Source organism: Aliiroseovarius sp. S1339, assembly GCF_023195695.1.
In the GTDB taxonomy this organism is placed as follows: domain Bacteria; phylum Pseudomonadota; class Alphaproteobacteria; order Rhodobacterales; family Rhodobacteraceae; genus Aliiroseovarius.
Genome location: NZ_JALPQG010000002.1, coordinates 67,717 through 91,228 on the forward strand (window position 1 = coordinate 67,717; position 23,512 = coordinate 91,228).

Consider the following 23,512-nt stretch of genomic DNA (forward strand, 5'->3'; position numbering starts at 1 on the left):
CGTTGTTCGTCATCTTGAAGTTCTATCCAAGATCGTTGGTTGCAACGACATTCGCGCTTGAGCCAAGTACGTCGCTGACATTGGTCAACGAGATCGTATCCGAGAAATCGTAGTAAACGCGTGACGATGCGACGGCCGGGGCCCCCGCCGAGGAAACCATAGAAAGAGGCCAGACCCTGCATGACCTCACTCAGCGCGTGATAGTCCGTGGCCAGCGCCCCAAAGGCGCTTTGCGTTGACGAGGTAGTCGTTTTCAACCATGAAAGTTTTCATGATAGCCCCAGTTGTTCCCCGCGCGCGAAGCACTTGATTTTCGCGACGCAGATGGGCTCTTCGCGCGGGACTGCCGATCTGATCGCCCGTTTGAGCTTGAACGGGATCGCCTTGGCGTCTTAGCGACACGGTTCATCAGGGCAAAGGCTAGCGAACGGTCTGCTCAAAGCGGACCTTTCATTGCCATCGTTGAACGGCAACTTTGTCCGCATAACAGACATCCATCAATTCTTGCCGGATCATCCGTAGTCAGCGCAAATTCAGTTATGTGTGGTGGTTCCCAACCCAATGTAAGCGGTGTTTTGGCCCGCCCTTCCCAATTGGTTTCTAATTAGCGAGTCCTCTCCTCGTTGAATTGAGGGAGTTTCTCTATGGAGCCTATGTCTGAGTTACTCGTAGATGTCCGGCGAGGACCGAACGGGCAACGTCGTTGGCCTGATGCCGTGAAAACACGGATTGTAGCCAAGACGTTGCTTGAGGGCGAGACGGTCAATGCGGTTTTCGCTGTTCAGTCAAAGATGCTGTCCTGTCCTTGCGGATGAACATTCTCGTAGTAATCGGTGAGTTTCAGCGCGCTGGCGGCGGCTTCGTCAAGGATGATCGTGGCCCGCGCATGGAACTGCAACGCCGAGGCGGGGCAAGCCGCGCTGACCGGCCCTTCGACCATGTTGGCAACGGCCTCGGCCTTGTCCTCTCCGGTGGCGACCAACAGACATTTCCGCGACGAAAGGATGGTGGCAACGCCCGTGGTTATGGCGTAGCGCGGCGTTTCTTCGAAGGATGCGAAATAGCGTTGGTTGGCGCGGCGGGTGCTGTCGGTCAGCGTCTTGATCCGAGTGCGAGACCCGAGGCTGGCGGTCGGCTCGTTGAAGCCGATATGCCCGTTCTGCCCGATGCCCAGAAGTTGCAAATCAATACCACCCGCCGCCTCGATCAAAGCTTCGTAGTCGAGCGAGGCCGCCTGCGGATCAGGCGCGTCCCCCTTCGGAAGATGAGCGCGCGCGGGGTCGATATCGACATGCGCGAAGAACGCTTCTTGCATGTAGTGATGATAGGAACAGGGATGATCCGGGGCCAGGCCGATATATTCGTCCAGGTTGAAGCTGGTCGTCTTGGCAAAAGACAGACCCTCGTCGCGGTGGCGCTGCGCAAGCGCCTTGTAGAGCGGTAGCATCGTGCCACCAGTCGCCAGCCCCAGCACGGCGTCGGGTTTGGCGATCACAGTGCGGGCAATGATGTCGGCGGCGCGCTGGATGGCGGCCTGCGCATCGGGAAGGATCAGGACCTTCATGGGATTTCCTTTCTCAGATGGGCGGCCAGCGCGCCGATCAGCGGCGCATCATGGCCAAGCTCTGCCAGCACAAGGCGCGGGCGGAACAGGTCTGGTTCATCGCTCAGCGCGGCGCGGGTGCGATCGATATAGCCGGGGGCAAGGCCGATGCTGCCGCCCATTGCCACGGTATCGAGGCCCAGAATGGCCGTCAGGTCACCGATCAGCGACGCGACCGCACTGGCCGAGGTCGCGACAATCCGGTCTGCCCAGCCTTGACCTTCCAAGGCAGCATTGAACACAGCGCGGGCATCAATGCCCTCGTGACCAGACGCCGCGGCGACCGAGGCGATCCCGCGCCCCCCGGCAATGCTCTCTACCGTCGCCATCCGGCCGCTGCCGCAAGGGCCGCCAGCGAAGCGGCTGGACACGAACCCGACATGGCCCGCCAAGCCGTTGGCGCTGGAAATCAGACGGTTGCCAATGACCAGCCCGCCACCGACACCGGTTGAGACGGTGATATAGGCGAAGTTGTCGCTGGCGCTTCCGGCACCGTAAAGCCCTTCGGCAAAGGCGGCGGCGGCGGCATCGTTCAGGCAAGTGGCGGCGCCAAGGTCACGCGCCAGTGCCTGTTGCAGCGGAAATCCAAGGATCGCGGGCAGTGTGCCGCGGTTGACCGCATGCCAAGCACCCGCTGCATCGACTCGTCCCGCGACAGCAACGCCAAGCGGCGCGCCTTCGCTGTGGCCGAGCCGGTCCAGCAGGGCGCGAATGGCGGCGATTTGCGCTTCGGGGTCGGCGGCGCTGTCGGTCGGCGCCAGAAGGCGGTCGATGACCATACCGTTTTCAATGCGTGCGGCGGCGATTTTGGTTCCGCCCAGGTCGGCGGCGAACCCTGTCAGGGCGTTGCGTGGCAAATCCTTCATGATCGCGCCTCAACAGCCTGCGCGACTGCGCTTTGGAACCAACCGGTGACATGTTCAAGCCGCGTTAGTGCGGTGCCGACGGTGACGGCATCAGCGCCCGCAGCCATCGCGCTGCCTGCAAGCTCGGGCGTGTTGACCCGCCCTTCGGCCATGACAAAACCGCCAAGCTGGTGGAACGCATGGATCAGGTCGTGATCCACGCCCTCGACGCGGTCCTTGGTTTCTGCCGTATAGCCCGAAAGCGTGGTGCCAAGGATCGCTGCGCCTTCGGCCAAGGCGCGCTGCCCGTCCGCAAGCGTCGAACAATCGGCCATTGCAAGGGCACGCGCCGCGTGGATCGCAGCGACGATAGCCGCTGTCGTTTCGGGGCGGGGCCGGTCAGTGGCGTCATAGGCGATAATGTCGGCGCCCGCTTCGGCCAGCGCCTTTACGTCGGCCAGATATGGCGTGATGCGCACCGGGCTGTCGTCAAGATCGCGTTTGAGGATTCCGATGATCGGAACAGACACAACTTGTCGCACGGCAACGAGGTTATCGACGCCCTCAATCCGCAGACCATTTGCACCACCTGCCACGGCGGCCGCGGCCATGGCGGCCACGATTTCAGGACGATCCATCGGCCCGTCGTCGACCGGCTGACAGGACACGACGAGACCGCCGCGCAAGGTATCAAGTGCGCTCATGGTTGTCAGTCCATCAGGCTCGGCAGGCCGGTTGACAAGATCGGGAAGGCGCAAACCAGGATCAGCACCACGAAAGGTGGGATCAGCCATGGTAAAATCGCTTTTGCCAGCCGCTGATACGGGATGTCCCCCACCTGTGCGACAACGAACAGGGCCATGCCCATGGGCGGCGTCAGGATCGAAATCATCAGGTTCAGCACCGTGATGATGCCAAAATGTACCGGGTCAATGCCGAACCCCATAGCGACCGGCACCAAGATCGGCACGACAACCAGCAAGATCACCAACGCCTCGATGAAGCAGCCCAGAAAGAAGATCATCACGTTGACCGCGATCAGGAAGGTCAGTGGGCTGTCGGCGATCGACAGGAAGAACGTCGCGATCTGTTGGGGGGCCTGTTCGCGCGCCATGATGAAGCTAAGCAGGCCGACGCCCGCGACGATGGTCGCAATTGATGCCGAGGTGGCGGTGGTTTCATAGATCGTATCCCACAGTTTGCGGAACGTCAGTTCGCGGTAGAAAATCAGGTCGATCATGATCGCATAAAGGACCGTGATCGCGGCGGCCTCGGTTGGCGAGAAAAGGCCAGAAAAGATGCCGCCGACGATGACGACAGGGGTCGCCAATGCGGGCAGAGATTTCACGAAAAGTATGCCGATTTCGCCTGCACTGCTGCGCGGATCGCGTGGGTAGTTACGCTTGCGGGCGATAAACCAGACCATGACCATCAGGGCCGCCGCACACATGACGCCCGGGATGATCCCACCCAGAAACAGTTTACCGATGGATACGTTGGCAATCACACCATACAGAACCATGGTGATCGACGGCGGAACAAGCGGCCCGATCATCGAAGACGCAGCGGTCACGGCACCGGCGAAATCGTCGTCGTAGCCCGCTTCGCGCATGGCCTCGATTTCCATCTTACCCAAGCCACCAGCATCGGCCAGCGCCGATCCGGACATGCCGGAAAAGAACAGAGAGGCCAGCACGTTGACATGGCCCAGCCCGCCCGTGACATGCCCGACCAAAGACCGGGCAAAGCCGAAAAGGTGATGTGTGATCCCGGCCGAGTTCAACACGCCCGCAGCCAGGATGAACAGCGGCACCGCGAGCAACGGAAAGCTGTTGAGCCCGTCCACCATGCGCTGCATGGCAAAGCTAACGCCCATACCGGTGTAATAGAAATAGCCCATCGACACGAAGATCATGGCGACCCCGATAGGCACGCCAATCAGCACGAAGATCAGCCAGAGAATACCAACGGTGGCAAGGATCATAGCGTGGGCTCCCGCGTGACGGTGACGTCGCGACGGCTTAGCAGTCGGCGGACGATCCGGTGAAGAATGAGGACGGTGGCGACAAGACCGGACGCGTAAAGCACCGCATCGGTGGTTGGCAGGGTCACAGAGACGTTGTCTGATGTCCGCAAAACGGTCTTGTAGGCGATCCAGATGAGATGGCCGACGATGCCCAGATAAACGAGGTCGATCACGGTATAAAGGATGCGACGAGCGCCACCGGGAAGCAGGTCGGCAAGAAAGGCCATCTTAAGCTGGCCATCCTGACGCTCGACCTCGGAAATGCCAATGAAGGCCATCCAGACCCAAAGCCAACGCGCGGTTTCCTCGGTCCAAACCGGCCCACGAAACAGCGGTGTGCGGCCAAAGACCTGGATCAACACGACCCCGATCAGGACGATGAAGAACACCGAGGCAACAATGCCTTCGATGCTGTATTTGCGTGGGTTCTCCAACGGCTTTCCCCCGTTTCGGTTGATCTCCGCAGACGCGCGAACGCCTGCGGAGAAATTGGCTTACTTGCCGCGCACACGGGCGATCGCACCTTCGCCGAACTGCTCTTCGAGCGAGTCGTAATAGGGCTTCATCGCTTCGCGGAAAGGCGCAAGATCAGGACGCGTGATGGTCAGACCACGCCCTTCGAAAGTGGCGATCAGGTCTTGTTCGGCTTGCACGGTCAGACCGTTGTTCAGCTCGCCACCGGCCGCGACCGCTTCAGCAATCCAGCCCTGCTCTTCTTCACTCAGGCTATCCCACAGACCGTCAGCGATCTGCACCGCCGCGGATGCGATGAAGTGGTTGGTCATCGCAACATGCGACTGCACTTCGTAGAACTTCATCGCTTCGATTGTGGGCAGCGGGTTCTCTTCTGCATCGACCTGGTTGGTTTGAAGCGCCAGATAAACTTCGGCAAAAGCGACCGGAGCCGGGGTGGCGCCGACGTTTTCGGCATATGCAATCAGGAACGGCACGTTGGGTGTGCGCAGACGCAATCCTGCCATGTCATCGATGGACTCGATGGCCCGGTTCGATGTGGTCTGGCGCGTGCCGTAATACCACACGTCCAGCAGGCTAACGCCTTTTTCCTCGAACTTGGCCGACATCTCCTGACCCCATGGACCAGCGATGATTTCCTTCAGGTGCGCGAAATCGTCCGCGACATAGGGCGCGCCAATCAGGTTCAACTCGGGAATGATGTAGCTCATGTCGGGATAGCCGGTGATGACCATGTCCAACTCGCCCGCCTGAAGCTGTGCGACCATCGCCTTGAAATCGCCAAGCGTCGAGGACGGGAACAGGTTTACGGTCAGTTCACCCCCCGAAAGCTCTTCCAGCTTGCTGGCGAATTCCTGAGCGCCCTTGTAGACATTCGAGCTTTCGTTGTCCTGCAGACCGAAGGTTAGTTCGCGCTCGGCCATAGCTGGGATGGCCATCGCCAGTGTCGCCGCACAGGCGAGTAGAGTGGTTTTCAGTTTCATCATATCCTCCTTGATTTTCAATAAGCGGCGGGCAAACCCGCCAGTTTTGGTAATTGGGTCACTCGCCGTTCTTGGGCGTCAGAAGCGGCGCCTTTAGGCGTGCGCGATAGGATCGGGTCAAATGGCGGTCCATCACATCGGTCGCAGTCACGACATCGCCCTCCAAGACCGCCTGATAGATCTCACGGTGCTCATCATAGGCGATCCGGTCATAGCGTTCCGCATCCTCGGTTGAAGGCCGATGTGCGATCATTGTGCTGACGAACATGTCGTGCAGCGTCAGGATCACCTGATTTCCAACGACCGAGACCAGTGCGCGGTGGAACGCGATGTCGGTCGCAGCGAAATCACTGGTGCCGATGGCGTCGAAATTGCGTTCGAGTGCGGATTGCAGTTTGGCCAACTGGACGGTGTCGGCCCGCTTGGCGGCCTCGCGGGCGGCCCCTGTTTCAATGAACTGGCGCATCTGCTCCAGATGAGCGCCGCTTTCAGCATCGCCAAAAATCTCACGAATATGATCGCCAACACCGCTGAGCACGGTCGCGATTGACGGAAGGGCCGCGCGGGGCCGCTTGCCCGCCCCAGCGACAGCATAACCGCGCGCCTGCATCTGGGTCAGCGCTTCACGCACTGTGGGTCGCGAGACGGAGAAACGTTCGCATAGGTGGCGTTCGGTTGGCAGGGGCGAGTCCGGTTGGAACGTGCCGTCCCGGATCTCAGCGATCAAGGCGTCGGCGATCAGATCCGGCGTGCGCCGCTGTTCCCGAGCATCATCAAAAACGACATCTTCTGGCATCCAACTCCTCCTCTTACTCTTTTGGTATTACCATATAAATTTATTGTCAAACTAAAAATCTGTCGTATAGTAGCAGGCGAACAAAACGCCCTGCAATTGTTAGGCCAAATTATGAGACAGCCTCCCACGGTTGCACCGCAGAACAGAAGGTAGAGACACCAATGACCGAACGACTGACTGGCATGTATGCCGCACTGATGACCGGCCTCGACGATGCTGGAGAGTTTGACGAGGCCCGGCAACGTAACCTGACTGACTATGTGCTGAAACAAGGCCTGACTGGACTGTATGTTGGTGGCAGCAGCGGCGAATCCGGTCTTCTGGGTGTCGATGAACTTGCAGTGCAGCAAGGCATCGTCGCCGACTGCGCCAAGGGAAGTGCAGCGAAGCTGATCGCCCATGTCGGGATGCCGAACCTGCGCGATTCGATCCGCCTTGCGAAACAGGCAGCGGACTTGGGCTATCACGGCTTGTCCGCTCTGCCGCCCCATTCTTATCCCTTCAGCGACGCCGAGATTGAAGGCTATTACCACGATTTGGCAGGGTCCACTGACCTTCCGCTGATCGTCTATGAGGTGCCGGTGCGCACCGGTCGGCCGATCCCGCTTGACTCGCTTGAGCGCATTCTTGATCTGCCGAACGTCACGGGCATCAAGTTCACTTCGACCGACCTGTTCAAATTCTCAATGCTGCGCCGTCGTCGCCCCGACATCAGCTATTTCTTCGGCTTCGATGAAATATATCTGACGGGCGGTGTGTTGGGTGCAGATGGCGGCATCGGCACGACCTACAACATCCTTGGCAAGCTGTATGCTGCACTCGACGTTGCTCTGCGCGCAGGCGATCTGGCCCGCGCACAAGAGTTGCAGGACACCTCGCAAATCTTCGTCGAAGCGCTTTTGGAAACCGGCGTGTTGCCCGGCATGAAGGCCGCATTCCGCGTCCTTGGCATCGACTGCGGGCTGACGCGTGCGCCAATGGCCTTGCGCATGTCCGAGGACAAAGCCGAAGCACATATGCGCGCCGTGCTCGAACGGCCCGAGGTCAAACCCTGGCTCGTCTAGGCCTGGCTTTTCTTGAACCCAGATTTTGACGCCGGTCTCCGGCAATTGTGGATCAGGAGGAGGATGCATTATGTCACTAAGCAATCATATGCTTGGTGGGGTGGGTATGCTCGCCCTCGTCGCGACCGCAGCATCTGCCACTTCCGAGGATTAGCCTAACCTGCCCGTCTGGGTCAAAAACGGGATTTCAGAACGCATTGGCAACAGGCTGATTGTCGGTCTGGGCAGCGCCGGCACCCAAGTCTTCGGACTGGACCTGAATGACACGACTGCTGGCTGGCAAGCGCTCGCAGAATTCGAAGGGCCAGCGCCCTCGCAACCCGCCACCGCGGTTTCGGACGGCGCTCCTTACGTCTTCAGCGGGTCCGGCAACGCGACGCCCGACGCGACATCTCCGGTGATCTTCGACACGGTCAGCCGTTACGACCCCGAAGCAAATACTCGGGAACCGCTGGACACCTCAACGCCCGTCGACCTGCTGGGCGCCAGCGCGGTGACTACTAGCCGATGGCCGCATTGCCATCATGGGGGATACAACAAATGACTTTTCGACAAGTATCTTGTCGGGCTTCTTGCCATCGACAAGGAGGCCGTTCCTGACGGCTGGAGGGCTGTCGTAAACGGCTATATGGGTATGCATCCGAAAGATTTCCGCTGGAACGACATGGTGCTTGCCTACGATGCCGCCGCGAACAGTTGGGGCGATCTCGGCAGAGTCCCGGCGCTCCCAAACACCAGGTCGGCTGTTGTGAAAACCGCCCCGGGAACCTTCCTGGTGATCAACGGCGAAATAAAACCAGGGCTGCGCACTGATGCGGTCAAGTTCGTCACGTTTGGTGAGAATTTGGCCGACTGGTCCGATGTGGCAGTCGTGCCAGCGCCAGTTTGGTAGGTCGCGTCGGTCTCGGACGTAGCCATTTCTGAAATGGATGTTCGGGAAGAAACCCACCCGACATTCCTATCGTTGCGGCTTCAGCCTTCCCACGGAAGCCTTTTGCACGTCGAGACCAGATGATCAACGAACAGCCGCTGTCGAGTTGACTGGAAGCGGTTGGGCTGAAACACCGCGTAGATGTCGCGTTTGGGCGATGTCGCGTAATCAGGCAACACCGCTTGCAGAGCTTGGTTCTTGAGGTGCTCAGCCACGTAGAAAACGGGAAGAATGGAAATGCCAACGCCTTGCAGTGCCGCGCTGCACAAGATGTCGCCGGAATCTGCCTTGAAATTACCGCGCAAGCTGACCTGACCGATCTGGCCTGTCGCGTCCTGATAGCGCCACTCGTGCAGCCCGGTGTTTCCCGTGAATGCCAGCATATTGTGATGTGCCAGATCGCCCGGTTCCTCGGGCGTGCCGTGGGTTTCAAGATAACTCGCGCTTGCACATACCACGAAGGGACAAGAGGCCATGCGCCGCGCGATAAGTGACGTGTCCTTAAGCGCCCCGATACGCACCGCAAGGTCAAACCCCTCGTTGACGATATCGACGAAACGCTCATCCAAGCTCACGTCCAACTCCACCTCTGGGTACTTTGCTGCGAAAGACGCGATCGTTTCGCGGAAGTATTTGATGCCCAAGCTCTGCGGGAAACTGACCTTCAACGGCCCTCGGGGACGCGATTTCAACTCGTAGATTTGTTCCTGTGCTTCCTGCAAATCCTCCAACGCACGCGCCGCGCGTTCATAATAAACCGCGCCCTCCTCGGTGACAGAGACATTCCGCGTGGTGCGGTTCAGCAGTTTGACCTGCAGGTCATGTTCAAGGTTCTGCACCTGCTTGGACACGGCTGAACTGGTGATGCCCAACGCGCGCGCAGCACCTGCGAAACTTTCTGCTTTGACGACGGCAATGAAGACGCCGATGCGGGATATGTGATCCATGCTATTATCAACCAAATGGAATGAGTTATCTTCTAGATATCAGTATTATCAAGTGAACTCTGAAATGCAATCTTAGTTCCAGCACAACGAATACTCATCTGGAGAAAGAACATGACACAGCTTACAAACCCGAACTACGGCGCATTCATCACTCGCGTTTCCCTTGGCGGCATCCTTTTGGCCCACGGCCTTTTGAAGCTGCTGGTTTTCACCATCCCCGGAACCGTCGGCTATTTTGAAAGCCTTGGGCTGCCAGCAATCGCTGCCTACCTGACCATTTTCGCCGAAATCGTCGGCGGCACCGCGATCATTCTGGGCCTGTACACCCGTTTGGCGGCGCTGCTGTCATTGCCGCTGTTGATCGGCTCGGTCTGGGCCCATGCAGGCAACGGCTGGCTGTTCAGCGCACCAAATGGCGGATGGGAATTCCCGGTGCTGCTGGTGCTTCTTGCCGTGGCAGTCGCCCTTCAGGGCGCTGGTGCATTTGCCCTGCGCAAACTGCCGGTGATCGACGAATATATCCCACAGCTCTTGAAAGCTTAAGACAAACCACTCGCTTCTAGCAGAAAGCCAAATCCATGACCAAACTTCTTATGTTCGCCGGAAGCGCGCGCAAAGCGTCGACAAACAAGAAGCTCGCAGCCTTGGCTGCGAGCATTGCCCAAGACGCGGGCGCTGATGTCACCCTGATCGACCTGAAAGATTTCGAGATGCCAATTTACAATGGCGATATCGAAGCAGAGACCGGCCTGCCAGAAAACGCAAAGCGGCTAAAACAGCTCTTCGTCGATCATGACGGTCTGTTCATCGCCTCGCCGGAATATAACAGCTCGATTTCGCCTTTGTTGAAAAATGCTTTGGATTGGATATCGCGCAAGCATATTGAGGATGAACCACCGCTTTGGGCCTATAATGGCAAAGTCGCGGCCCTTGGTGCGGTCGCACCCGGTGCTTTGGGCGGCTTGCGGGGTCTTGTTCCGCTGCGCATGATGTTGGGAAATATCGGCGTGACGGTCGTGCCAAATCAGGTGGCCGTGTCCAATGGTGCAAGCGCGTTTGATGACTCTGGCACCCTGAACAACGAGCAGCAGGCCCAGTTTTTGAAGGCCACGGTCGACCAACTGATCATGACAACGCGCGCTGTATCGGACGCATCAAGATAGAATGAAAGGAACACGTAATGAGCTGGAACCCTTCAATTGAACCAACATGTCCCGGTGCAGATGGCGTCGATGCCATCGAAACACTGATCGTGCCACGCGCGCGTGACATCGGAGGGTTCGAGGTCCGACGCGCCTTGCCGTCACCCAGACGCCAAATGGTCGGCCCGTTTATCTTCTTCGACCAAATGGGTCCGGCAGAGTTCATCACCGAACAAGGCATCGACGTGCGCCCGCATCCGCATATCGGCTTGGCGACGGTGACCTATCTTTACCAGGGAGAGTTCCAACATAGGGATTCACTTGGCACGGACCAGATGATCTATCCCGGTGAAGTGAACTGGATGATCGCCGGAAACGGCGTCACCCATTCGGAACGCACAAGCGCGCAGACCCGCAAAGGGCCAAGCAGCCTGTTCGGTATTCAGACATGGGTGGCCTTGCCCGAGGAAGCCGAAGACATGGAGGCTGATTTTGAACACCACAAGGAAGAGGCGCTGCCGTTCATCGAAGGGGAAGGTAAACAGGTGCGGCTTGTTGTTGGCAATGCTTGGGGTGAACGCGCGCCGACCAAGACATTTACCGAGATGTTCTATGCCGACGCCATCCTGGAAGCCGGTGCAATGCTGCCCATGCCCGACAACCATGAAGATCGCGGCATCTACGTCACTGACGGCTCAATCGAAGTCGCCGGCGATGTCTTTCAATCTGGTCAGATGATGGTGTTCCGTCCCGGCGACGCAATCACCGTCAAAGCTGGCCCGGCTGGTGCGCGGCTGATGTTGCTTGGCGGCGAGACACTGAACGGCCCACGCCACATCTGGTGGAACTTCGTCGCCTCTTCAAAAGAAAAGATCGACGCCGCCAAGGAAGCTTGGGCCGCAGGGGACTGGGAACACGGTCGTTTCCAATTGCCGCCAACAGACAAAGACGAATTCATTCCCTTGCCGGACTAAGCGACTGTCGCGTCTGCGGCCGAGCAAGGAACTAACGAAGGACGAATAAGATGATTATCGACCAAAACACCATCCAGCAAGGTGGCATGAGCTTCACCGTTCGCCCCGCCAGTGAACGGGGGCAGGCCGATTTTGGGTGGCTGAAGTCAGCGCATAGTTTCAGCTTTGGAAACTACTATGATCCCAAGCACATGGGGTTTGGAAATCTGCGCGTCATCAACGATGACCTTGTCGCGGGTGGCAAAGGGTTTGGCCAGCATCCGCACCAGAACGCCGAGATCTTCTCGTACGTGTTAGGTGGCGCGCTGGAACACAAGGACTCGCTGGGCAACGGATCAGTTGTCAGCGCAGGCGGCGTTCAATATATGAGCGCCGGATCGGGCGTGACCCACTCCGAGTTCAATCCATCTGCGACCGATGAAATGCGGTTCTTGCAGGTCTGGTTGCTGCCAGAGGTGCAGAACACCAAGCCCGCATATGACACCATTGATCTGTCGGACGAGGATAAGAGTGGGAAGCTGAAATTGTTCCTGTCCCGTGATGGGCGCGACGGGTCGATGACGACCCAGGCAGACGCAAGTGTCTATGCAGCGACCTTGGACGGCGATCAAACGATCAGCACAGAGCTTCGCGCTGGACGCAAAGGCTGGGTGCAGGTTGCCGATGGGTCATTGAAGGTGAATGGGATCGCTTTGTCGAAGGGTGACGGGCTTGCCATTGACGGCAGCGGCGCGCTGACCTTTGACCAAGGCAAAACCGCTGAGGCCCTGTTCTTCGACCTTGCCCACTAGGGCTGACGAACGAGGCTGGCGAATCTATGTCTCGGCTAAGCGGCACCCAACGCGGCAATGAAGTTCGGCTGATTGGCCGTTTCCACAGCAAACGAACCTAGCGTGGTTGAATGGGCTGAGAATTAGAGCACGATAAAGCGGCCGAACGCAGACGTCCCAATATGACGCCGCTGATCAACCAGACATATTCACGCGGCGTTATGCAACCAAGTCTGGACCGAAGCAATACGTTCGCTATGGTTGTATTAATAAGATGGACGCCCTGAAACGGCGTCACTATAGTTGCATTAAGGCTGGTTAAGCGAATCCAAGGTTTTGCAGGTTTGAAACCACTTTCCATTCGCATTCAGCCGATAGGAAGTGGGGTTCGAGATGAACAAAACGGCAGCAAATAGACCCTCAGTTGTCGCAGCCGAAACGGGGGGGACAGGCAGACGTGAGGTCACGCTGTTCCTGCTGCTTGCCTTCGTCTTGTTGCCAATTTTGATGGTTGGCGCGATTGCGGCTTACGGGTTCATCGTGTGGTTTATGCAAATCCTGTTTTGGGGACCGCCCACCTGATGTTTCCGCAATGAAGCTCACGTGGAAATATAAATGAATAATCCATTTAGCCGTATGGGTAGGACGCCATGATAAAAAAGACCCTTAGAGCAACCCGGGATCTGTTCCTGAAGCCATCGGTGAAAATCGGCCTTGGAATATTGGTGACCGGTGGTTTCATCGCTGGCGCCGCGTCATGGCAGGGCTTTAACACGGCTTTGGAGGTGACCAACAGCGAAGAGTTCTGTCTGAGTTGCCATACCATGCGCGACAATATGCTGCCGGAGTTGCAGAAAACGGTGCACTGGAGCAACCGGTCCGGGGTACGTGCAGAGTGTCAGGATTGCCATGTGCCTCACGAATTCACCGACAAGATTGCACGCAAGATGCAGGCCAGCCGCGAAGTGTGGGGGCAGCTTGTCGGCACCATCGGCACACGTGAGAAATTCGAAGAACATCGCGTTGTTCTGGCGCGGCGTGAATGGGCGCGGATGGAAGCAAACGACTCGCGCGAATGCCGCGCCTGCCATGACTACAAGGACATGGACATCAACCTGATGCGCCCGACCTCGCAGGTGGCGATGCGCGCCGCCGCTGAACGCGACGAAAGCTGTATCAGTTGCCACAAGGGGATCGCCCACCATCTGCCGGATCTGAAGGGCACGCATAACCCCGCCTTCGACACGCTGGTTTCGGCGGCCTCGTCAACGCGCGTCAAGGCAGAGGACGACTATTACGCGGTCCTGCCGCACAAGATTTACGCAGATGCAGAGTTGACCCAAGAGATCGGTTCGATCGAGGTGGCCGCCAAGGTGACAGTGCTGGAAGCCAACGACGACGCCCAACGGGTAGAACTAGATTTGTGGCGCAAGAACAAGGGCTTTGGGAGAGTGTGGTACAGCAATTTTGGGCTGAACATCACCAGTGCCATTCTAAGCAAAGAAGTATCGCGCGACGAAAATCTTGTCAGCGTGCTGGAGTCCAAGGAAGACCCGGCAACAGGGCTGGAATGGCAAAACGTCAAAGCCGAAGTGTGGATGCCGACCGCAAGCCTGATCGACAGCCCCGAGGAAATCTGGGAAATCGCGGCCGCCAGCTACAACCAGCAATGCAGCACCTGCCATCGCCAGCCCGAGGTGGCGCATTTTGACGCCAACAGCTGGCCCGCCCAGTTTGGCGGCATGGTGGGCTTCACCAGCATGGATGACGACACCGCCAAGATGGTGCTCAAGTATCTGCAAAAACACTCGTCCGATTTTATCGAGACAGCCCATGGTGGCGACCCCACCAAAGGCGTCATTCAATCGGCCCGACCATAACGAGGATGAACCCAATGGACCTTCCGCGGAGAGACTTTCTGAAAGCGATGGCAGCGATATCGGGTGCGGCACTGGTCGGACCCAGCCTGCTGACCGCGCGCGCCGCTCAGGCGCAAACAGACGACAGCGCGATGACCGACGATATCACCACCTGGAAGATTTCCGGCTCTCACTTCGGTGCGATCCGCGCCAAGGTGGTCGGCGATCGGGTGGTTGAGGTGCAGCCTCTGGAGTTTGACGAACACCCCACTGATATGATCAAGGGCATTCCTGGTCTGATCTACGGCACGTCGCGCATCCGCTATCCGATGGTGCGCCTTGACTGGTACAAAAACCGCCACAACAGCGACACCACAAAGCGCGGCGACAACCGCTTCGTGCGCGTTGGCTGGGACGAAGCGATCGACATGTTCTATGAAGAACTTGAACGGGTGCAGAAGGATTACGGCCCTTGGGCGCTGCACACGGCAGGTGTCGGCTGGCGGTCAGTCGGCCAGATGCACAGCTGCGGCAACCACATGGTGCGCGCGGTCGGCATGCACGGGCGCAGCGTCGGCACGATCGGCGACTATTCGACAGGCGCGGGACAAGTCATCCTTCCCTATATTCTTGGCTCGACCGAGGTCTATTCGCAGGGCACATCGTGGGATGTCATTCTGGAGGAAAGCGATCTTGTCGTTTTCTGGGCCAATGACCCGATCAAGAACCTGCAGGTGGGCTGGAACACAGAAACCCACGAAGCCTATGCCTATTACGCGCAATTGAAAGACAAGATCGCCAGCGGCGACATCCGGGCGATCTGTGTCGATCCGGTGCGCAGCAAGACGCTGAACTACCTCGACTGTGAACACCAATACGTGAACCCGATGACCGACGTGGCGATGATGCTGGCGATGGCGCATACGCTGGTCAAGGAAGACCTGTATGACAAGGAGTTCATCGAGACCTACGCGCTTGGCCTTGATCGGTTCCTGCCGTATCTGGAAGGCGAGACCGAGGATATGGTCGAGAAGACGCCGGAATGGGCCGAGGAAATCTGCGGCGTCCCGGCCGATCAAATTCGCGAGTTGGCGCGGCTGATGGCCAGCAATCGCACCCAGCTTGTGTTCGGCTGGGCCGTTCAACGTCAACAGCACGGCGAACAACCCTATTGGATGGGCGCGATCCTTGCGACGCTGCTTGGCCAGATCGGTCTGCCCGGTGGCGGCATCAGCTATTCGCACCACTACAGTTCGGTGGGTGTGTCGTCTTCGGGTGCGGCAATGCCGGGCTCTTTCCCGCTCAACCTTGATCCGGGCCGCTTCCCCAAGCATGACAACAACAACTATCAGGGCTACAGCAACGTCATCCCGATTTCCCGCGCCATCGACGCTTTGATCGAGCCGGGGAAAGAAATTGATTTCAACGGCCACAAGGTCAAGCTGCCGCCCTACAAGATGGGCATTTTCACCGGCCACAACCAGTGGCACCGCCACCAGGATCGCAACCGCATGAAAGAGGCTTACCAGACCCTCGAAACGGTGGTGGCAATTGACTACAACTGGACCGCGACTTGCCGCTTTGCCGACATCGTGCTGCCAGCCTGCACGCCTTTTGAACGCAACGATATCGACGCCTACGGGTCTTACAGCAACCGTGGCATTCTTGCGATGCACAAGCTTATCGATCCGATGTATAACTCCCGCCCCGATTTTGAGATTTTCAGTGCACTGTGCCGTCGTTTCAACCGCGAGCTGGAATACACCCGCGGCAAGAACGAGATGGAGTGGATCGAGTTCCTTTACAATGAATGCGTCACAGAGAACGTGCGCACAGAGATGCCGATGCCGTCTTTCGCCGAGTTCTGGGAAAAGGGCTATCACATGTTTCCCGAAGGCAAGCCTTGGGTGCGTCATGCCAGTTTCCGCGATGATCCCGAGGTCAACGCTCTGGGAACGCCATCCGGCTTTATCGAGATTTTCAGCCGCAAGATCGAGAGCTTTGGTTATGATGACTGCAAAGGCCACCCGATCTGGATGGAAAAGGCCGAACGGTCACATGGCGGCCCCGGATCGGACCGTTTTCCGTTGTGGCTGCAATCGGTTCACCCCGACAATCGCCTGCATTCGCAACTTTGCGAATCCGAGCCATTGCGCGAGACCTATGCCATTCAGGGGCGCGAGCCGATCTATATGAGCCCGCAAGACGCCGCTGCACGTGGCATCGAACATGGCGATCTGGTGCGAGCCTATAATGATCGCGGGCAACTTATCGCTGGTGCACATGTTTCGGATAACTTCCCGCCCGGCATCGTGCGGATCGAGGAAGGCGCTTGGTATGGCCCGACCGGCCCCGAAATCGGCGCAATTGACACCTATGGCGACCCGAACACGCTGACCCTGGACATCGGCACCTCAAGTCTGGCACAGGCCCCCAGCGCCAACACCTGTATTGTGGAGATGGAGAAATTCGTCGGCGAAGCACCAGCAGTGACGGCATTCGGCGGTCCGACGGAAGTCGACCCGGACGGTAATCCGATTGAAAGCGATGCCTGACGCCGCCATGGCAGATCTGAGCACCAGCGAATGGACCGAGGTCAGCAAGCAGCGGGCCTTGGTCTATGGCTGGTTCTCAACGCTCTATGCGGGCGAAATCCCCAAAGACGTGCTTGCATCCTATCTGGCGGGCGAGGACGCTCCGTTTACGGCATTTTCCGTCCTCGGTCTGGACGCCGAAGTCCAGCGCATCCAAGCTGGCATCGAGGCTTTGCGCGACGTGGACCATGCGCATCTGGAACTGGCTGCAGATTTCGCGCAGATGTTTCTGATGGATGCAAAGGCCGGTGCGCTGCCTTATGCGTCGGTCTATGACGCCGATGAAAAGCGGCTCTATGGTCCGGCCGAGGCGCGTATGCAGAGCTTTCTGGCCGGTGCGTCATTGGCCGTTCAGGATGAATTCAAAGAACCCGCCGATCACCTGGCCGTCTACCTCGCGGTGATGGCACGCATCACGGAAGAACAAGCGCAGGCCACGGATATCGTCGCCGCTGCGCGTGATCAACTCGCCTTTCTGGAGGATGCCCTGCTCACCTGGCTGCCTAGTTTCAACGAAGCCAATCAGGAAGCGTCGCCGCGCTACGACGTCTATCCGGCGCTGGCCGCCCTGCTGATCGCTGTGGTCAAGCTCGACGCGGGTTTCATTCGAGAGGTTGCCGAACACAGTTCGCCGGTGAACGCGTCCTGAACAGGCTCAATCAGTTCTGTTTTCACCTCACGTCGGTGTATCAATGTCGTCAAACTCCCCCTTGCTGAGGCCAACGACAGATTGATCGCGGTGCTCCCTGCACCTGTCAGTTTACATCTACTCTTGGCGGCAAGACCCGAAGCGCTATCGTTTTCCGTTCCTGCATTCCCGCCCGAAACCGCCATCAAATGTGCTACCAATCTCGCACTGTCAGCTTCAGTCCAATTGTTCGGGTTAGTCACGGCGACCCGTGGCCGAACATAATCCGGGCCGTAGTAGGCATGGCCGTAGCCGGCAGGTGCCGCGTTCGCGAGCATCATGTCGACGGCAAGTTGGACCTGCGTCACGACCGGCACAGATTTAATATTCGGCGAAACATCAACCGCAGGCGGCTCTCGCATCCATTCCGGTGCGCAAAAAGGAAGCTGGTTCGTTAAATACAATCGGATCGCATGAGTATTGAAGATACGAAATCCGCACATCGCCCGGCCTTTCGGCCCCCCTGCGTCCGTCGTGTGTGAGGCAGAGAACCGTCGGTTGAAGCGCGAATTGGCGCGGGCTCTCGCGGAGCTCTTTCTTTTTTGAAGCCATTCCATTCGCCGTATTCTGTCAACATTTCCTCTTCAATTGCAGCTTTGCGAAAGCCGACCGCCTGGCGTTCAATCGTTCGAATCCGTTTGGAGACACCTCAAGGCTTTCTTGATCTTCCTAAGAACGTCCGAGGGGTCGCCACCCTGCATGCCTTCATTTGCCGCGCGCAGAAGCGCCTTTTTATCGTCACGCCATTGTTGAAGCATGTTGATCTTTTCATCGCGGCTTAAAGTCTGATCATTCATCAGATCGGTCGGTGAGTTGTAATTTCCAAGATAAGCCAAGACATTTCTCCTGTTAACAAATACCAAATTTCGTGATCGACGGTGTCGTAGTCAGCGGACTGCGCACCGGGGTTGTCTCTACTCAGACATCGCCCCGGATTGCGTGATCAATCACACACTTCAAGCGGCAAAAACCTGCTTCGAGATCCTTGCAGCTTGGGCCCACACCACGTTTGGCGCCAATATCAAGTCGCTGCGCCGACAGGCTTCGGGTTCCAGATCAATACATCGCAGGCCGCATCTCGCAGAAGATGCCTTGAGACGCTGCCGATAAATGCGCGCCTGATCAGGCTGGATCGCCCTTGACCAAGCGCGATCAGATCGAAATCTTGATTGCGGCACAGGCGTGTCAGCGTCTTTGCAGGGTCGCCTTTCAACACCTCTGACGTGACACTCCGCCCGCACTTTTCCGTCAGATCTTTCAAGTGATCATGGGCATTCTTCACCAGGTTGCGCAGATAGGCCGCCAGATCAGCCGTCTGGGACCCGGCGCGCAACATGGCTTCTTTGAGTTGGGGCGGGATTTGTACGACTTGGACCACATGCAACCGATTTTCCGGCAGAAGGGCGGATATAAAACGAGACGCATTCACCGCGTCGTCGCTGCCATTGGTTGCCAGCATGACACCGCCATATCGACGTTCGACGGGTCTTTTCACCACAAGCACCGGTATCTGCGTTGCGCCAATCACCCTGTCCGTTGTCGAGCCAAGCAATCTTTCGGTGATTTTCACCCTTTGGTGAGTGCGCATGACAATCAGATCAGGCGATATCTCATTACATACCTCGATCAGCCGAAAAGCATGCGATCCCAACTCAATGTGTATCTGAACGTCAGAAGGGTCTGTCCCCAGTTCGGCTATGGCGCCTGCGATAACGTCGCGCGCCGCAAAGGCTGCCTGACCCAGAAAGGTGGTGATGTCAGTCAGATCCGCGATGTCTCCGGGAAGATCGAGAACGTGGACAATGTGCAAATCAGACCGAGACGCCGTTGATATTTCAAGAGCGCGATGAAGGACGGCAACATCCTGCGGAAGTTGCCCAATAGCAGCGAGGATAGTGAAGTGTGTCATGGCCTTTGCCTCTGCGTAAAGTTACTTTATTCCAACGCGGCTATCTGGCAAGGATCATCTTTCCTAACCGCGCGTCTGGGGCAGAACCGGTCTGATTTGTTGGCTGTTTGGCTGGACAGCTGCGACTTGCGGGCAAGGCGCGCAGCCTCGGTGTTTGTTTGGCGCGCGCCCCTTCTGGTCCGGCCATGGACCCAAAACTGGCCAGCATGGACCGTGCCGTCCACATCGTCGCATCATATAGCATAACTGCAGGCATCGCATGAACTTTACCCACAGAAGGTGCTGGTGCAGCCCTCAATGATCGGTCATCTGCCGCTCCTGCCTTGGGCGAGAACAAATGTGGCAATAATTCTTCAAAGTCAGCTTTGCTAATCATCATTGGATTGGCCCTTTCGATTAAAATAGTTGTCGTTCTTTGTGGGGCAGGTCCGGCCTTGACGCGCGAAGGCGGACCCAATCCGACGAGGGTGCGAACAGACGGCCGATCAAACGGCGCCTTGGTATTCTCCAATTGAACTTTGATCCACCGCCAGCGGAACCATCCCAAGTTCACGATCATCGAACCCGTCGACAATGCGCCCGATGTCTTTACGACGGACGCCCATGTCTCTGAGCACATGATCGTCCAACGCTTGCAACGCAGCGATCAGTTTGCGCCGTTTCCAGCCTCGGATGGCTGTGCGCCACCAGTGGCGCAAAAATCCGTCCTCTTCCGACACGGAAACGGTTTTCATTTCTGCCCAGTTCGGTCGCAGATCCAAGAAATTGTGGTGGAACAATATGGGATGCATGTCATCCTCCAAGCATAAGATAGCTGAAGCCGTGACGTCGATTTTGCTGTCGTGGAATTTCGAGAGGCGAAATATCGCAAGCGTAAGCTATGCGGTGCAAAACCTGCGTCTTCTCATTCAGATCCAGATGATCTGTAATATCCCCGAGGCGTGAAGCGGCAACATTTGCCAGCCCCGCCCGGGGCTACCGGCGGTTCAGTGTCTTTCCTGCGAAAGGCAGGAACCTCTTATGCAAGCAGGTCATCATCATGTTTCTTATATGGGACGTATGAGCCGCGCTTTCAATCCTGACAGATTAAATCAGCGGATTTCGAAGCCGGCCCATCGGTTTGTGGGCCATTTGGGCCACAGAACGCCCAAAGTGCCTATGTTTGCGTCTCTGGATTGACTATTAGTCCATCAATACCTAGGTCCATTTACATGATGGTACATGCAGAACATTTTCGATTTCTACTGCTGAACCGCCCCTTTCCCCGGGCGGTCTAGGCGCGTCCGCGCCTGCCACACCCCCGGGGTCTCCTCACATTCCTGAAACGTGAACACGGCGTCTGTCGCCGGAGGAGAAATTATGTTCGATCTCAGTCAGCCTGACCGGGCAACCATCGCAGTCCATTCCCTTAGCAGAGCACTGCAGAACACGCCTTTGGCATTGCCCAAGACCGATCACCAGAAACTGCAGGAACATCTTGATGCGTGTGATTGCGCTTTGCGCCCCCGCTCTAAACTTCTGGCGTATGTGCTGGCAAACAAGCTGATGAACACGCGGCCCGTGGATGGGTTGCATTGTTCTGATCTGGCGGTCGGTGGATCACGCGTCACCTATGCGATTGATGGCGAAACGCCCCAGACAGGTTTGCTTGTCCACCGGGCCAGAGCAGGATTGCCCAGCGGTATAGTCCCTGTTGCGTCATTGCTTGGTGCCACCTTGATCGGGATGCGGGTCGGTCAACGTGCGCCGCTTCTGAACGAAGACGGAACCATTGGCAGGCTTGCCGTAATCGACGTCACAAGCCCGATCTAGGTCCCTGGCCAGGTCCTGCACTCACCTATGAACGAAAGGAGACGTTCAATGTCTACCTCTATCCAAACACCGAAAACATCACGCAATCGGAACCCGAAAATCGTCATCAACGCGGATGATCTTACGCATTTGGAAGGACTGGTCGATGGCATGATGAGACGTCATCCGGCGCTCGCTGACCGCCTGCTTGATGAAATCAGTCGGGCGCGGATTGTGTCGCCTGCTAAGATGCCAAAAAATGTGGTGGGCATTGGCAGCACCGTAACCTACCGTGATGAAAGCACGGGGCAAAACAAAACGGTGACTCTGGTCTATCCCGAAGACGCCGATATCACGCAGTTTCGAGTGTCGGTGATGACACCTATCGGTGTGGCCCTTCTGGGGCTGGCCGAAGGGGCAAGTTTTTACTGGGATACACGGGAAAACCAGCGCCGCACGTTGACCATCATCGGCGTAGAGCAACCTGAGACCGATATTTGAAGCCCGCGTTGCGGAACAGACCGTTCAGGCGAGCACCCTCTTGCGGCACGGCGCTCGCCTGACAGCAGATAGATAAAAGATTTGGCGTAGTTCATGCTGCGCACTGCAATCGAAAGGTGTTTGTGATGAGAGTTGTCGTTATGGGCGCGGGTGTCATTGGCGTCACCACAGCATATTATTTGGCAAAACAAGGCGCCGAAGTCGTGGTGATCGACCGTCAGACCGGGCCGGGTCTTGAGACGAGCTATGCCAACGCGGGGCAGCTAAGCTATGGCATGACATCGCCATGGGCAGCCCCCGGTATTCCGATGAAAGCCGTCAAGTGGATGTTCATGAAGCGCCGCCCCCTGTTTATCTGGCCGCTGATCAGCCCCACCATGTGGAAATGGTGCGTGCAGATGGTGCGCAACTGCAACGAGGAAAGCTATCGCATCAACAAGGGGCGCATGGTGCGTGTCTCAAGCTACTCGCGCGATGTCATGCCAGATCTGATTGCCGAAACCGGCATCGAATATGACGGGCGTCAGCAGGGCACTCTGCAATTGTTCCGCACGGCCAAACAGATGAAGGCATCGAAGGCCGATCAGGACATCTTGGCGGAATATGGATCGCCTTACGACGCGCTGGGTCGCGATGCCTGTATCGCCGTTGAGCCTGCGCTCGCAGAAGTGCGCAACAAGTTCGTCGGTGGTCTGCGTCTGACCGCGGATCGCACCGGCGATTGCCGCATGTTCACAATCGCCCTGACCGAAAAATGCAGCGAGATGGGGGTTGAATTCCACTATGGCCAATCCATCAAATCGATCGCTGTCGAGGGGGACAAGGTTGTAGGTGTTGACACGGAAATCGCCGGTCGCATCAGCGGGGACGCTTATGTTTGTGCCATGGGCAGCTATGCAGTGAACGTGCTGACCCCAATCGGGATCAAACTGCCGGTTTACCCGGTCAAGGGCTATTCGGTGACCTTGCCTGTCACCGACGATGCGTTCGCACCGCAATCCACGATCATGGACGAAACCCATAAAGTCGCGATCACGCGTTTGGGGGATCGCATCCGTGTTGCAGGACAAGCCGAGATTGCGGGCTATTCCGATCGCCTAGGCCCACATGCCACGGATACCGTCAAGCACGTGATCAAAGATCTGTTTCCCAAAGGCGGAGATATTTCTAAGGCCGAGGGCTGGACCGGTCTGCGCCCGATGACGCCGGATGGAACGCCGGTTCTGGGCCCAACGCAGTTTGACAACCTGTTTCTGAATACTGGGCATGGGACGCTGGGCTGGACGATGGCCTGCGGCTCAGGCCGCGCGGTGGCCGACATCGTGCTGGGAAAGACACCAGAGATTTCTATGGATGGGCTGACGGCGGCTCGATACGCACGATAGCACGCGCGTCTGCGGTCTGGCAGGAAGCGCGACCGCAGACGGTTGACGAAACAGGTTTCGGGCTTGCGATCTAGGATGCGCGGGCAGCCTATTCGCAAAATATCTTCGCAGACCAAGAACCATCTGGATCAGATGCGTTCGTGGTCCAAAGGTGAAACTATGATCTGTCGCAGTCCGTTACTTGTCTGGGTGCACCTGGGCAGGCGAACCTGATAAGATGAAAGCCAAGG

At 57.6% G+C, this 23,512-nt stretch carries 24 protein-coding genes; 13 read left to right on the top strand and 11 right to left on the bottom strand.

What is annotated here, in order from left to right; all coding sequences use genetic code 11:
- Positions 1–781: 781 nt before the first annotated feature.
- From nagB to MUY35_RS03390, 7 genes are read right to left on the bottom strand one after another with little or no spacing between them, the layout of a single operon-like run.
- A complete protein-coding gene (gene nagB / locus MUY35_RS03360; RefSeq protein WP_248363929.1) occupies positions 782–1,564 on the bottom strand; it encodes a glucosamine-6-phosphate deaminase in 783 nt (260 codons plus the stop codon).
- Positions 1,561–2,469, bottom strand: a complete 909-nt coding sequence (locus tag MUY35_RS03365; protein ID WP_248363930.1) for an ROK family protein — start codon at positions 2,467–2,469, stop codon at positions 1,561–1,563. Before MUY35_RS03365 ends, nagB begins: the two co-directional genes overlap by 4 nt.
- Positions 2,466–3,152, bottom strand: coding sequence for a putative N-acetylmannosamine-6-phosphate 2-epimerase (locus tag MUY35_RS03370; RefSeq protein ID WP_248363932.1), 687 nt, complete (start codon positions 3,150–3,152; stop codon positions 2,466–2,468). Before MUY35_RS03370 ends, MUY35_RS03365 begins: the two co-directional genes overlap by 4 nt.
- A gap of 5 nt (positions 3,153–3,157) precedes the next feature.
- Positions 3,158–4,432: a TRAP transporter large permease gene (locus tag MUY35_RS03375; RefSeq protein WP_248363934.1), complete on the bottom strand. Its 1,275-nt coding sequence runs from the start codon at positions 4,430–4,432 to the stop codon at positions 3,158–3,160.
- Positions 4,429–4,908 (bottom strand): TRAP transporter small permease, encoded by a 480-nt coding sequence (locus MUY35_RS03380; RefSeq protein ID WP_248363936.1) that lies wholly within the window; start codon positions 4,906–4,908, stop codon positions 4,429–4,431. The genes MUY35_RS03375 and MUY35_RS03380 overlap by 4 nt, the downstream gene beginning before the upstream one ends.
- 60 nt (positions 4,909–4,968) lie before the next feature.
- Entirely contained in the window at positions 4,969–5,931 is a 963-nt protein-coding gene (locus MUY35_RS03385) for a sialic acid TRAP transporter substrate-binding protein SiaP (protein WP_248363937.1), read from the bottom strand.
- Positions 5,932–5,989: 58 nt separating this feature from the next.
- A complete protein-coding gene (locus MUY35_RS03390; protein WP_248363938.1) occupies positions 5,990–6,727 on the bottom strand; it encodes a FadR/GntR family transcriptional regulator in 738 nt (245 codons plus the stop codon).
- Positions 6,728–6,888: 161 nt separating this feature from the next.
- Between MUY35_RS03390 and MUY35_RS03395 the strand changes: the two genes are divergently transcribed.
- Both MUY35_RS03395 and MUY35_RS03400 read left to right on the top strand, forming a co-directional pair.
- On the top strand, positions 6,889–7,791 hold the full coding sequence (locus MUY35_RS03395) for a dihydrodipicolinate synthase family protein (protein ID WP_248363939.1): 903 nt from the start codon (positions 6,889–6,891) through the stop codon (positions 7,789–7,791).
- Between the two features lie 634 nt (positions 7,792–8,425).
- On the top strand, positions 8,426–8,683 hold the full coding sequence (locus MUY35_RS03400; RefSeq protein ID WP_248363940.1) for a hypothetical protein: 258 nt from the start codon (positions 8,426–8,428) through the stop codon (positions 8,681–8,683).
- Between the two features lie 80 nt (positions 8,684–8,763).
- Here MUY35_RS03400 and MUY35_RS03405 read toward each other — a convergent pair whose 3' ends face one another.
- Complete coding sequence (locus MUY35_RS03405) at positions 8,764–9,669, bottom strand: LysR family transcriptional regulator (RefSeq protein ID WP_248363943.1); 906 nt, start codon at positions 9,667–9,669, stop codon at positions 8,764–8,766.
- Between the two features lie 111 nt (positions 9,670–9,780).
- Between MUY35_RS03405 and MUY35_RS03410 the strand changes: the two genes are divergently transcribed.
- The 8 genes from MUY35_RS03410 (at position 9,781) to torD (ending at position 17,657) form a co-directional block, all read left to right on the top strand.
- A complete protein-coding gene (locus MUY35_RS03410) occupies positions 9,781–10,212 on the top strand; it encodes a DoxX family protein (RefSeq protein ID WP_248363944.1) in 432 nt (143 codons plus the stop codon).
- A gap of 35 nt (positions 10,213–10,247) precedes the next feature.
- Positions 10,248–10,832: an NAD(P)H-dependent oxidoreductase gene (locus tag MUY35_RS03415; protein ID WP_248363946.1), complete on the top strand. Its 585-nt coding sequence runs from the start codon at positions 10,248–10,250 to the stop codon at positions 10,830–10,832.
- 17 nt (positions 10,833–10,849) lie between these two features.
- The gene (locus tag MUY35_RS03420; protein WP_248363948.1) at positions 10,850–11,785 is read left to right on the top strand and encodes a pirin family protein; all 936 of its coding nucleotides are present in this window, start codon (positions 10,850–10,852) and stop codon (positions 11,783–11,785) included.
- A 50-nt stretch (positions 11,786–11,835) separates the two neighbouring features.
- On the top strand, positions 11,836–12,576 hold the full coding sequence (locus MUY35_RS03425) for a pirin family protein (RefSeq protein WP_248363950.1): 741 nt from the start codon (positions 11,836–11,838) through the stop codon (positions 12,574–12,576).
- 372 nt (positions 12,577–12,948) lie between these two features.
- The gene (locus MUY35_RS17080; protein ID WP_282569176.1) at positions 12,949–13,137 is read left to right on the top strand and encodes a hypothetical protein; all 189 of its coding nucleotides are present in this window, start codon (positions 12,949–12,951) and stop codon (positions 13,135–13,137) included.
- A 68-nt stretch (positions 13,138–13,205) separates the two neighbouring features.
- Positions 13,206–14,435: a pentaheme c-type cytochrome TorC gene (gene torC, locus MUY35_RS03435; RefSeq protein WP_248363952.1), complete on the top strand. Its 1,230-nt coding sequence runs from the start codon at positions 13,206–13,208 to the stop codon at positions 14,433–14,435.
- Positions 14,436–14,449: 14 nt separating this feature from the next.
- Entirely contained in the window at positions 14,450–16,969 is a 2,520-nt protein-coding gene (gene torA / locus MUY35_RS03440; protein WP_248363954.1) for a trimethylamine-N-oxide reductase TorA, read from the top strand.
- Positions 16,970–16,976: 7 nt separating this feature from the next.
- A complete protein-coding gene (gene torD / locus MUY35_RS03445) occupies positions 16,977–17,657 on the top strand; it encodes a molecular chaperone TorD (protein ID WP_248363955.1) in 681 nt (226 codons plus the stop codon).
- Positions 17,658–18,316: 659 nt separating this feature from the next.
- On the opposite strand, the gene MUY35_RS03450 is transcribed toward torD, so the two are convergent.
- The 3 genes from MUY35_RS03450 to MUY35_RS03460 form a co-directional block, all read right to left on the bottom strand.
- Positions 18,317–18,532 (bottom strand): hypothetical protein, encoded by a 216-nt coding sequence (locus MUY35_RS03450; protein WP_248363956.1) that lies wholly within the window; start codon positions 18,530–18,532, stop codon positions 18,317–18,319.
- 185 nt (positions 18,533–18,717) lie between these two features.
- Positions 18,718–19,605, bottom strand: a complete 888-nt coding sequence (locus MUY35_RS03455) for a universal stress protein (protein ID WP_248363957.1) — start codon at positions 19,603–19,605, stop codon at positions 18,718–18,720.
- 485 nt (positions 19,606–20,090) lie between these two features.
- Positions 20,091–20,396 carry a DUF1127 domain-containing protein gene (locus MUY35_RS03460; protein WP_248363958.1) on the bottom strand — a complete coding sequence of 102 codons (306 nt, stop codon included), beginning with the start codon at positions 20,394–20,396 and terminating at the stop codon, positions 20,091–20,093.
- Positions 20,397–20,964: 568 nt separating this feature from the next.
- Between MUY35_RS03460 and MUY35_RS03465 the strand changes: the two genes are divergently transcribed.
- The 3 genes from MUY35_RS03465 (at position 20,965) to MUY35_RS03475 (ending at position 23,282) form a co-directional block, all read left to right on the top strand.
- Entirely contained in the window at positions 20,965–21,417 is a 453-nt protein-coding gene (locus MUY35_RS03465; RefSeq protein WP_248363959.1) for a hypothetical protein, read from the top strand.
- Positions 21,418–21,465: 48 nt separating this feature from the next.
- Complete coding sequence (gene rnk / locus MUY35_RS03470; RefSeq protein ID WP_248363961.1) at positions 21,466–21,897, top strand: nucleoside diphosphate kinase regulator; 432 nt, start codon at positions 21,466–21,468, stop codon at positions 21,895–21,897.
- A gap of 125 nt (positions 21,898–22,022) precedes the next feature.
- Positions 22,023–23,282, top strand: coding sequence for a D-amino acid dehydrogenase (locus tag MUY35_RS03475; RefSeq protein WP_248363963.1), 1,260 nt, complete (start codon positions 22,023–22,025; stop codon positions 23,280–23,282).
- Positions 23,283–23,512: the final 230 nt, after the last annotated feature.